Below are 10,499 nucleotides of genomic sequence, written 5' to 3' on the forward strand. Positions count from 1 at the left end.
TAACAGATGCAAGTCGGCGAGGGCGCTCGTCCAGGATCAGAGATTGGTCGACAGGCTCTGCCGAATGTTGAAGTGCAATATCCTGTAAAACATCAACCTTTGTTCATAAGTAATATCTTGCATCACCATGCCCTTCGGGCTGAAGTTGGGAGTCTGGGCCAAGCATGCCGCTGGCACCGCAGCCCAAGCTCACCATCCGCCCACCAAGCAAGGGGGGACGAAGATGCGATCTTGCGACTTCACCATTGCTGCGGCACTGGGTGTGCTGCTGGTGGCCCCTGTGGCCTTTACACAGGACGCGGTGGATGAGGGCCATCTGCCCAGGCAGGCCATCCCGAGCGCCAGGAACGCCTCGGCCCCTGGCGATGGCGCAGACGGCATGGCGCGCGAGGCCTATCTGGCTGCCAGCCACAGGATGCACAGCGAGATGACGCTGCGGCCCGGCACCGATGCGGACGTGCTGTTCGCCCAGGCGATGCTCCCGCACCACGAGGGGGCCGTCGACATGGCCAGGGCCCAGCTCCAGCACGGAAATGATCCCGAGATGCGTGAGTTGGCCGAGGAGATCATCGCCGCTCAGGAGGGGGAGATCGACGCGCTGAAGGACTGGCTGGCGCGTCAGCCGGCAGCACCATAGCCAGGGGCTGCTGCCGGCGTCGCGCGGGTGGGGGCAGGGCGCGCCAGGTATTCCACCTGCTGGCGGGCTCCTGGCCAGGACCGGGCCGATCCCGCCTAGGCGCTGGCGACTGCCGTCGGCCGGCTGCACTTCACCCTAGCCGAAGCCGCCGCCGGCCACGCTGCCGCCCAGGAAGGCGCCGGGCTGGTGCGGCCGTTCTTCGAGCAGTTCTATGCCTAAGATCCGGCTGATCGACCGGATGCCGCTGGGCCCAGACCCGCCGTTCGACCCGTCGGCACACGCGCAGTATCCGCTTGTCGGGGAACCTCGCCATGTGCTGCCTCGTCTCCGGTCATCTACCAATCCTGCCACGGAGACGAAGATGCGATCCTGCAGGTTCTTGTTGGGCGCGGCGCTGGCCGCCTGCCTGGCCGCGCCTTCCATCGCCCAGGAAGCGGTGCATGAGGGCCATGTGCCCGAGCAGGCGGTGCCGAGCGCCGATACCGGCTCTGAGGCGTCGAGCGGCGCCACCAGCCCCGCGCGCGCGGCCATGGAAGCGGCGAACGAGAAGATGCACGCCGCCATGATGCTGCCGCCCGGCACCGATGCCGACGTGCTGTTCGCGCAGGCGATGATCCCGCACCACGAGGGGGCGATCGACATGGCCAGGGTGCAGCTCCAATACGGCAAGGATCCGGAGCTGCGGAAGCTGGCCGAGGAGATCATCGCCGCCCAGGAGGGGGAGATCGCCGTCCTGAAGGACTGGCTGGCCCGCCAGCCCGCGGCTCCATAGCAGAATTCGCCGCCGGCACCGGCGGCCCTGGCACGGCCGCGGCATCGAGCTACCTCTCAAGGCCTGGAGGGCCGACCCCGGCCGGCTGCGGCATGGTGGAGAAGCGATGGGATGGCTGCCGGCACCGGCATCGCGCGGGCGGGGCAGGGCGCACCGGGTGTTCCACCCGCTGGCAGGTGCGGATCTGCGGGTCCTGGCGGGGCTCCTGGCCAAGGCGGGGCCAATCCCGCCCGGGCGCTGGCACGTCCCGGCCCTGGCCCTGGCCACCGCCATCGGCCGGCTGCCCTTCACCCTCGCCGAAGCCGCCGCGGCACGCCGGCTGCCAGCCAGGGAGTCGCTGCCGGCCCCAATATTCGTGGTGGGCTACTGGCGCAGCGGCACGACCCATCTGAGTAACCTGCTGAGCCGGCATGACGGCTTCGGCATCCTGCCGCCGATCGCGGTCGGGCTGCCCCAGGAAGCGCTTGGCCTGGCGCGGCTGGTGCGGCCGTTCATCGAGCAGTTCTATCCCGAGACCCGGCTGATCGACCGGGTGCCGCTGGCCCCGGACCTGCCGCAGGAGGACGAGCTCGCGATCGCCAACCTGTCGCCCTGGTCGTTCTATCACGGCGTGTACTTCCCCCGCCGGGCGGGGGACTGGCTGGCGCCCGGCCTGTTCCTCGATGGCGCCGGGCCGGACGGGCTGCGCCGCTTCGCCGCCACGCTCGAGCGTTACCTGGTCAAGATGACCGTCCAGCAGGGGCGGCGGCCGCTCCTGGTGCGCAACCCGGCGCACAGCGCCCGGATAGCACTGATCCGCTCGATCTGGCCGGATGCCCGGTTCATCCATGTCCACCGCGATCCGCTCACCGTCTACGCGTCGGCGGTGCGGATGTTCCGGACCTTGTTCCGCGAGCTGGCGATCCAGGAGGCCGAGATCGATGTCGAGGCGCTGGTGCTGGAAACCTATCCGGCCCTCATGGGCCGGCTGCTGCAGGACTTCGCGGCCCTGCCGCCGGGCCTTGGCTGCACCGTGCGCTTCGAGGATGTCGAGCGCGACCCGCTGGGCCAGCTGGAGCGCATCTTCACCGAACTGAACCTGCCGGGCTTCGCGGACGGGCTGCCGAAGTTCCAGGCCCATCTGCGGGCGGTGGCCAGCTATCGCAAGGCAGAGCACCGGCTCCCGGCGGACGAGATCACCCTGGTCCGCCGGCGCTGGCGGCCGTTCATCGAGCGCTGGGGCAGCCGGATGGAGCCGGCCGCCACGCAGCGGTGATCCAAGGCCCGGCAGCGCACGTATGACTGTGGTTGATCAAGTGTTCAGCGTGCGCTTAACTACAGTGGTGAGGCATTGCTTTGGGCGCATGCCATCTCTCGGCATCAGAAAAATAATTAATCCCTAGTGCTTGCCGTTCGGCATCGGTGAATTAGTTCGCCTGATCAAGTGGTGACTTCCAGGCGGGCCGGCCGGTACGGGCGCCTTCGCGTGGAAGGCCGGCTCGGGTCCAGGGTATGGCGGGGGACAGGAAATCATGCCGGCGAGGAGCGCAGTGCATGTCGGTGTGATCGGCGCCGGGCCGGGCGGCCTCGCCGCTGCCCTGCTGCTGGCCCGGGCGGGCCTCCGCGTGACCCTGTACGAGCGCGCAGGACAGGTCGGCGGGCGCACCCGCACGATCACCGCACCCGGCGGCTATCGCTTCGACCTGGGCCCGACCTTCTTCCTCTATCCCCGGATCCTGCGGGAGATCTTCGCCAGTTGCGGCGCCGACCTCGACCGGATGGTCGAGCTGCGCCGGCTGGATCCGCTCTACCGGCTGGTGTTCGAGGGCGGCGGCGAGCTGGCCGCCTCCGCGTCGCCCGAGCGCCTGGCCCGGGACATCGCCGCCCTGTCGCCGGCCGACGGGCCGAGGGTTGCCGGGTTTCTTGCCGACAACCGGCAAAAGCTCGCCGCCTTCCGGCCAGTGCTGGAGAACCCGTTCACCCGGATCACCGACTATCTGCGCCCGGATGTGCTGGCCTCGCTCGGCCGGTTGCGCCCGTTCACCTCAGTGGACCGCGATTTGCGTCGCCACTTCACCGACCCCCGGGTCCGGCTCGCCTTCTCATTCCAGAGCAAGTATCTCGGCATGTCGCCGTTCCGCTGCCCGAGTCTGTTCACCATCCTGAGCTTTCTCGAGCACGAGCATGGCGTGTTCCACCCGATGGGCGGCTGCGGCGCGGTGTCCGAGGCGATGGCCATGCTGGCGCGGCGGCTGGGGGTCCGGATCCGGCTCGGCACGGAGGTGGAGCGGATCGACTATGCGGGCGGCCGGCCGCAGGCGGTCCATGCCGGCGGCAGCCGCGACGAGGTCGACGCGGTGGTGATCGGCGCCGACTTCGTGGGCGCGATCGCGCAACTGGTGCCCGAACCGGTGCGGCGGCGCTGGGGCGATCGCCGGATCGATCGGGCCAGGCTCTCCTGCTCCACCCTGATGTTCTATCTGGGGATCGAGGGGGAGGTGCCGGACCTGGACCACCACACCATCCTCCTGGCGAAGGACTACCGGCAGAACATCCGGGAGATCGAGCAGGGCATCCTGCCGCCGCAGCCCTCCATCTATGTCCAGCATGCCGGCTTCACCGATAGCGGCATGGCGCCGCCCGGCCATGCCAGCCTCTACGTGCTGGTGCCGGTGCCCAACCTGCGGGCCAAGATCGACTGGCAGGCCGAGCTGCCCCGCTACCGCCGGCTCGTGCTGGAGCGGCTGCGCCATCTGGGCCTGGACGATCTGGAGCGGCGCATCCGCTTCGAGCGGGTGGTGACGCCGAACGACTGGCAGGACGAGTTCCGGGTCGGGCGGGGCGCCACCTTCAACCTCGCCCACGACCTGCGCCAGATGCTGTGGTTCAGGCCGCACAACCGGTTCGCGCCCGGCACCTATCTGGTGGGCGGCGGGACCCACCCCGGCAGCGGCCTGCCAGTGATCTTCGAGGGTGCCCGGATCAGCGTGCGCCTGCTCCTCGAGGATCTGGGCATCGATCACCGCGACCTGCCGATCCTGGACGAGGCGCCGCTGGCCGATGCTGCGGACGAGCGGGTGGAGGTGGCGGCATGAGGGCGATCCTGGCCATGGCGCTGCTGCTGGCAGCCGCACCCGCTTCCGCCGCCACGCTCACCGTGCGGATCACGGGCGTGGTGAAGGCGGAGGGCATGCTCCGGATCGCGGTCTGCAACCGGAGCTTCGACGAGCAGGGCTGCCCCCATGGGGCGAGCAAGGCCGCGGTGGTACCGGGCAGGGACGTGCAGTTCCTGGACCTCGCGCCCGGCAGCTATGCGGTGGCGGTCTACCAGGACCTGGACGGCAGCGGCGAGCTCAACCGCAACGGGCTGGGCCTGCCGACCGAGCCCTATGGCTTCAGCAATGATGTCGGCCGCATCGCACCCCCGAGCTTCTCCGGGGCGTTGTTCGAGCTGTCGGGCGATCGGACGATCGAGATCAGGGTCAGGCCTCTGTTCGGCGGCTAGGCGGGGACGGGTGATGAAGGTTGCGGTGATCGGCGGCGGACTGGGTGGACTGGCGGCAGCCTGCGTGCTGGGCGCCAGGGGCCACGAGGTCGTGCTGTTCGACAAGAACGACTGGGCGGGCGGCAAGGCGGCGCTGCTGGAGGAAGGCGGCTTCCGCTTCGACATGGGGCCGACCATCCTGACCGTGCCCCGGGTGCTGGAGCGGATCTTCGCCGAGGCCGGGCGAAAGCTGGCCGATCATCTGGAGCTGGTGCGGCTCGACCCGCAATGGCGCTGCTTCTTCGACGACGGCAGCCGGATCGACCTCCTTGAGGACGTGGGCGCCATGGCCGCCACCATGGACGCGTTCGCGCCCGGCACCTCGGCCGGGCGCGGCTACCGCGCCTTCCAGGACCTGGCCGCCAACCTCCATGGGATCTCCGAGCGGTTCTTCTTCTGGAAGTCGGTGGAAGACCTGTTCGACACGATGAACTTCAAGGAGAACCTGAACCCCGCCACCCTGCGCGACGTCCTGGCTCTGCGCATGGGCCAGTCGGTCGCCGGCACCATCCGCGGCAAGGTCAAGGACGAGCGCCTGGCCCAGATGCTGGACCATTTCACCCAGTATGTCGGCTCCTCGCCCTATGGCGCGCCGGCGGTGCTGTGCGCGATCGGGCACATGCAGGCAGCCGACGGAGTCTGGTACCCGATGGGCGGCACAAGGGCCGTGGCGACCGCCCTGCAGGAACTCGCGGCCTCGCTCGGCTGCCGGTTCCGGCTGGGTGAGGAAGTAACTGGGCTGGACATCCACGGTGGCCGGGTGCGGGGGGTCGGCACGGCCGGCGGCGTGGAGCCGGTCGACGCGGTGGTATCCAACATGGACGCGATTCGCACCTACCAGGAGCTGGTGGGCGGGCAGGCGGCTAGGCACTACGCGCGCAAGGGGTTCGAGCCGGCCTGCTCGGGCGTGGTGCTCTATCTGGGCCTGGACCGGCGCTACGAGCAGCTGGCCCACCACGACTTCGTCTTCTCCCGCGACCCCGAGGAGGAGTTCGATCATATCTACCGGCAGGGGCGGCCGGCACCGGACCCCACCTGCTATCTGGCGGCCCCCGCCGTCACCGAGCCGGGCGTGGCGCCGCCGGGCGGCGAGGCGCTCTATGTCCTGGTGCATACGCCCTATCTGCGGCCCGGCCAGGACTGGCGGGAGATGTTCCCGTCCTACCGGAAGGTGATCCTCGACAAGCTCGAGCGCACTGCCGGAATGGCCGGGCTGGAGGAGCGGATCGTGGTCGAGCGGCACCTGACCCCGCAGGACATTCACGACCGCTACAAGGTGCTGAACGGCGCCATTTACGGGCTGGCGAGCCACGGCAAGTTCCTGGGCGCCTTCAAGCCCGGCAATCGCAGCCGGCAGGTCCAGGGCCTCTATCTCGCCGGCGGGGCCGCCCATCCGGGCCCCGGCATGCCGATGGTGATGATGTCCGGCTGGATCGCCGCGGACGCGCTGGACAGCGACGCCAGGGGCCGGGCGCCGTGACGGCTCCCGCCCAGGACCTGCCCCGGCGCTCGCCCTTCCTCTGGGGGGTCATGGCGCGGCAGTTCACCGCCTATCTGGGGCGGCACCTGAACGCGCTGCGGGTGGCGCGCTGGGGCGAACTCGTCGCGGACGGCCGGCCTTTGGTGATCTACAGCAACCACCCCTCCTGGTGGGATGCGGTGCTCTATATCGTCCTGGCCCGCACCGTGCTGCCCGGCTACGCCTCGTTTGCGCCGATCGACGCGGCGATGCTCGAAAAGTACCGGTTCTTCGCCCGGATCGGCGCGTTCGGCCTGGACCTGGAAAGCCGGCGGGGTGCGGTCGAGTTCCTGCGCCGGGCCCGCGCGATCCTGGCCCAGCCGGAACATGCCTTGTGGATCACCGCGCAGGGCAGCTTCCAGGACGTGCGCGCCCGGCCCCTGGCATTGCGGCCGGGCATCGCGCACCTGCCCGAGCATGCCGCGGACGCGATCTTCGTGCCGCTGGCGATCGACTACTGCTTCTGGAGCGAGCGCGGGGCGGAGGCGCTGGTGGCGTTCGGCCCGCCGCTTGCCGCCGCCGAGCTCGCCACGCTGACCAGGCCCGAGCGGCTGGCGCGGCTGGAGCAGGCGCTGGGCACCACCATGGACCAGCTCGCCGCCGATGCGATCAGCCGCGAGCGCGAACGGTTCCGCGCACTGGTCGAGGGGCGCCAGGGGGTGGGCGGAGTCTATGATCTCTGGCGCCGCCTGCGCGCGCGGCTCCATGGCGAGCGGTTCCAGCCGGGCCATCTGGAGCAGCGGCCATGACCGTAGCGGGCTGGCTAGCCGTGCTGCTCGCCGCCCTGCCGGCGGTGCTCTGCCTGGTCAACCGCTGGGCATTGGCGCGGCGCCCAGTACCGGTTTCGGCCGATCCAGCGCCGCTCCATGTCTCGATCCTGATCCCGGCCCGCGACGAGGCGGCCAATATCGGGCCGGCGCTGGATGCGGCCCGGGCCAGCCAGGGAGTCCGGCTGGAGATCCTGGTGATGGACGACGGCTCGACCGATAGCACGGCCGCGATCGTGCGCGACCATGCCGGGCGCGATCCGCGGGTGCGCCTGCTCCAGGCACCGCCACTGCCGGCCGGCTGGGGCGGCAAGGCCCATGTCTGCCAGCGCCTCTCCGAGCAGGCATCAGGCGACTGGCTCCTGTTCGTGGACGCGGATGTCCGGCTGGCGCCGGACGCTGCCCTGGTCCTGGCCGACCATGCCCGCCGCCATGGGATGGGCCTGGTCAGTGGCGTGCCGCGCCAGCTCATGGCGACGCTGGGCGAGCTCCTGACCGTGCCGATGATCAACCTGCTGATCCACGGCTACCTGCCGGTGCCGATGATGCGGCGCAAGCCGACCGATCCCTCGCTTGCGGCCGCCTGCGGCCAGCTCCTCTTGTTCGAGCGCAGCGCCTACCAGCGGGCCGGCGGCCATGCCGCGGTACGCTGGAGCCGCCATGACGGGCTGCAGCTCGCCCGGCACCTGCGCCGCCGCGGCATTGCCACCGACCTGATCGACGGCGCCCCGCTCGCGACCTGCCGGATGTATGACGGCCTGCGTTCCGCCTGGGAGGGCTTCGTCAAGAACGCGCGGGAAGGCATGGCGACCCCGGCGGCGCTGCCGATCTGGACGTTCCTGCTGCTGGGCGGCCATGTGCTGCCCTGGCTGCTCCTGGTGCTGGCCCTGCTGGGATGGGGCTCGCCGGTGCCCGCCCTGCTGGCGCTGCTCCTCTCGCTGGGCATGCGCCTGGCCGTGACCTTCCTGGCGCGCGAGCCTCTGGCGAGCGTGCCGCTGCACCCGCTCACCGTGCTCGTGGCGCTGGCGATCCAGTGGGACGCGCTGATCCGGGGCGGCACCGGCCGCCAGGTCGGCTGGAAGGGGCGCAGCTATCCGAGCGGGGCGGCACCATGAGCATCGCCTTGCCGCCGGCCAAGACCGCCGCAAGCGAGGAGTTCCCGGTGGCCTCGCTGGCACTCGCACCCTCGCTGCGCCGCGCGGTCCTGAGCTTTTACCGGTTCGTGCGCCAAGCCGACGACATTGCCGACGCGCCGCACCTGCCGGCCACGGACCGGCTGCAGATCCTGGCGCAGCTCTCGGACCGGCTGGACGACCCGCGGACGACCGACCCGCTGGTCGCCGCCCTGCACGACGTCGGGCACCGCCATGGCACCGGGCCCGCCGAGGCCCGCCAGCTGCTCCAGGCCTTCGTCCAGGACGTCCGCCAGCACCGTTACCGGGACTGGGACGAGCTGCTGGCCTATTGCCGGCTGTCCGCGGTGCCGGTCGGCCGCTTCCTCCTGCGCCTGCACGGGGAAGGCCCGCCCGCCGATCCGCCCGCCGACGCACTGTGCACCGCCCTGCAGATCCTGAATCATCTCCAGGACCTGGCGGACGACCGCGTGCTGCTCGGGCGAGTCTACCTGCCGCTGCCTTGGCTGGAAGCCGCCGGCGGCGAGCACCGCTTCTTCGACAGGCGGCCGCATCCGCCGCGCCGTGCGGTGCTGGATGCTGCGCTCGACCAGGTGGAGTCCTTGCTGGACGAGGCGGCCTGCCTGCCCTCCCGCCTGGGGAGCCGGCGGCTGCGAGTGCAGGCGCGGCTGACGCTCGCGGCCGGCCATGCCCTGACCCGGCGGCTGCGCCTGGCCGACCCGGCGCTGGGCCGGGTGCGCCTGACCCGGACCGACCGGCTCTGCCGGATCCTGCCGGCGGCACTCGCCTCCGACCGCACCGATGCCCAGGTCACTGCCGACATCGTGCGCCGCTCGGGCAGCTCGTTCCGCTTCGGCATCCGCATGCTCGAGGGCGAGCGGCGCCGGGCGATGCACGCGGTCTATGCCTTCTGCCGGCTGGCCGACGACCTGGCGGACGGTGCCGCACCCGCGGCCGAACGGCAGCGCTTCCTGGATGGCTGGCGCCGCGAGCTCGACCGGCTGGGCGGCACGCCCACGACCCCGGTGGGCCGCGAGCTGGCGCTGGCCGTGCGCCGCTTCGACCTGCCGGAGGCCGAGCTGCGCCTCCTGCTGGACGGGCTGTCGATCGATGCGGTGGACCGGCTGCGGATCGGCACGGAGGAGGAGCTGGCCTTCTACTGGCGGGCCGTGGCGGGCTCGGTGGGCATCCTGTCGGTGAGGATCTTCGGCGCCCCGGCAGCCGACCCGTTCGCCCTGGCCCTGGCCCGCGCCCTGCAGCTGGTCAACATCCTGCGCGACGTCCGCGAGGACGCGGCGCGCGACCGGGTCTACCTGCCGGGGACCCGGCTGGCGCGGCTGGACGTGGCCGAAGCGGAGGCCCAGGCGATCATTGCGGCACCGGGCTTCGCCCGCGCCTGGGCGGAGCTGGCGGCGGAGGCGGTCCAGGCGTTCGCGCAGGCCGACCGGCTGCTGGAAGGCCAGGACCGGCAGGTGCTGCGGCCAGCCCTGCTGATGATGTGGAGCTACCGGCCGCTCCTGGATCGGATGCGCCGGACCGGCTGGCAGCCGCACGCGCCGCGGCCCTGCCTGCGCATGGCCGAGAAGGCGAGGCTCGCCTGGCTGGCGACCCAGGTGCCGGCATGAGCGGGCGGCTGCACGTGGTGGGCGGCGGGATCAGCGGGCTGGCCACCGCGGTCCTGGCCATGCGCGCCGGCTGGCGGCCGGTCGTGCACGAGGCGGCACCACAGCCGGGCGGGCGCTGCCGGACGGTGCGGCGGGGCAATCTCCGTCACGACAACGGCACCCATGTCCTCCTGAGCGCCAACCGGGCAACGCTCCGGCTGCTCGCCGCCGTGGGCGCGACCGAATGCTGGGTCGAGCCCGAGCCGGACGGCCTGCCGGTGCTCGATCTGGAAAGCGGCCGGCTCGACCGGGTGACCTTGGCGTCCTGGTCGTGGCTGCGCCCCAAGAGCCGGCCGGCAGGTCTAGCACCGCGCGACCTGCTGCGCCTTGCCCGGATCGCGACACTTCCGGGCCGCCGGTCGGTCGCAGCCGCTGCCGGCGACGCGCCGGGCTTGGCCCGGCTGCTCGACCTGATGGCGGTGGCGGTGCTGAACACGCCAGGCACTGCCGCCTCCGCGGCCCTGCTCAGCAGGGTGCTGCGGCG

The 10,499-nt window shown here is 71.4% G+C and carries 10 protein-coding genes; all 10 read left to right on the plus strand.

The features are described 5' to 3' along the window. Nucleotides 1–223: 223 nt before the first annotated feature. Nucleotides 224–637, plus strand: coding sequence for a CopM family metallochaperone (gene copM / locus VNS22_RS05370; protein WP_325730359.1), 414 nt, complete (start codon nucleotides 224–226; stop codon nucleotides 635–637). Between the two features lie 361 nt (nucleotides 638–998). Further along, nucleotides 999–1,409 carry a CopM family metallochaperone gene (gene copM / locus VNS22_RS05375; RefSeq protein WP_414653317.1) on the plus strand — a complete coding sequence of 137 codons (411 nt, stop codon included), beginning with the start codon at nucleotides 999–1,001 and terminating at the stop codon, nucleotides 1,407–1,409. 106 nt (nucleotides 1,410–1,515) lie between these two features. Further along, the gene (locus tag VNS22_RS05380) at nucleotides 1,516–2,664 is read left to right on the plus strand and encodes a sulfotransferase (RefSeq protein WP_325730363.1); all 1,149 of its coding nucleotides are present in this window, start codon (nucleotides 1,516–1,518) and stop codon (nucleotides 2,662–2,664) included. Between the two features lie 256 nt (nucleotides 2,665–2,920). Then, on the plus strand, nucleotides 2,921–4,483 hold the full coding sequence (gene crtI / locus VNS22_RS05385) for a phytoene desaturase family protein (RefSeq protein WP_325730365.1): 1,563 nt from the start codon (nucleotides 2,921–2,923) through the stop codon (nucleotides 4,481–4,483). After that, nucleotides 4,480–4,893 (plus strand): DUF2141 domain-containing protein, encoded by a 414-nt coding sequence (locus VNS22_RS05390; protein ID WP_325730367.1) that lies wholly within the window; start codon nucleotides 4,480–4,482, stop codon nucleotides 4,891–4,893. Before crtI ends, VNS22_RS05390 begins: the two co-directional genes overlap by 4 nt. Nucleotides 4,894–4,906: 13 nt before the next feature. Further along, nucleotides 4,907–6,412 carry a phytoene desaturase family protein gene (locus VNS22_RS05395; protein ID WP_325730369.1) on the plus strand — a complete coding sequence of 502 codons (1,506 nt, stop codon included), beginning with the start codon at nucleotides 4,907–4,909 and terminating at the stop codon, nucleotides 6,410–6,412. Between the two features lie 50 nt (nucleotides 6,413–6,462). Further along, the gene (locus VNS22_RS05400; RefSeq protein WP_349261711.1) at nucleotides 6,463–7,200 is read left to right on the plus strand and encodes a lysophospholipid acyltransferase family protein; all 738 of its coding nucleotides are present in this window, start codon (nucleotides 6,463–6,465) and stop codon (nucleotides 7,198–7,200) included. Further along, nucleotides 7,197–8,333: a glycosyltransferase gene (locus VNS22_RS05405; RefSeq protein ID WP_325730373.1), complete on the plus strand. Its 1,137-nt coding sequence runs from the start codon at nucleotides 7,197–7,199 to the stop codon at nucleotides 8,331–8,333. Before VNS22_RS05400 ends, VNS22_RS05405 begins: the two co-directional genes overlap by 4 nt. After that, complete coding sequence (locus tag VNS22_RS05410; protein WP_325730374.1) at nucleotides 8,330–9,976, plus strand: squalene/phytoene synthase family protein; 1,647 nt, start codon at nucleotides 8,330–8,332, stop codon at nucleotides 9,974–9,976. Before VNS22_RS05405 ends, VNS22_RS05410 begins: the two co-directional genes overlap by 4 nt. Then, nucleotides 9,973–10,499: NAD(P)-binding protein (locus VNS22_RS05415; protein ID WP_325730376.1), on the plus strand; the 527-nt coding region annotated here is incomplete at its 3' end. The genes VNS22_RS05410 and VNS22_RS05415, both read left to right, overlap by 4 nt.

The sequence above is a fragment of the Geminicoccus sp. genome, assembly GCF_035556675.1.
Classification (GTDB): domain Bacteria; phylum Pseudomonadota; class Alphaproteobacteria; order Geminicoccales; family Geminicoccaceae; genus Geminicoccus.

Excerpts from the sequence above, each read along its gene's own strand:
- VNS22_RS05400 (WP_349261711.1), top strand. The coding sequence starts at position 6,463 with ATGGCGCGGCAGTTCACCGCCTATCTGGGGCGGCACCTGAACGCGCTG.
- VNS22_RS05395 (WP_325730369.1), top strand. The coding sequence starts at position 4,907 with ATGAAGGTTGCGGTGATCGGCGGCGGACTGGGTGGACTGGCGGCAGCC.
- VNS22_RS05405 (WP_325730373.1), top strand. The coding sequence starts at position 7,197 with ATGACCGTAGCGGGCTGGCTAGCCGTGCTGCTCGCCGCCCTGCCGGCG.
- copM (WP_414653317.1), top strand. The coding sequence starts at position 999 with ATGCGATCCTGCAGGTTCTTGTTGGGCGCGGCGCTGGCCGCCTGCCTG.
- copM (WP_325730359.1), top strand. The coding sequence starts at position 224 with ATGCGATCTTGCGACTTCACCATTGCTGCGGCACTGGGTGTGCTGCTG.
- VNS22_RS05410 (WP_325730374.1), top strand. The coding sequence starts at position 8,330 with ATGAGCATCGCCTTGCCGCCGGCCAAGACCGCCGCAAGCGAGGAGTTC.
- VNS22_RS05380 (WP_325730363.1), top strand. The coding sequence starts at position 1,516 with ATGGGATGGCTGCCGGCACCGGCATCGCGCGGGCGGGGCAGGGCGCAC.
- crtI (WP_325730365.1), top strand. The coding sequence starts at position 2,921 with ATGCCGGCGAGGAGCGCAGTGCATGTCGGTGTGATCGGCGCCGGGCCG.
- VNS22_RS05390 (WP_325730367.1), top strand. The coding sequence starts at position 4,480 with ATGAGGGCGATCCTGGCCATGGCGCTGCTGCTGGCAGCCGCACCCGCT.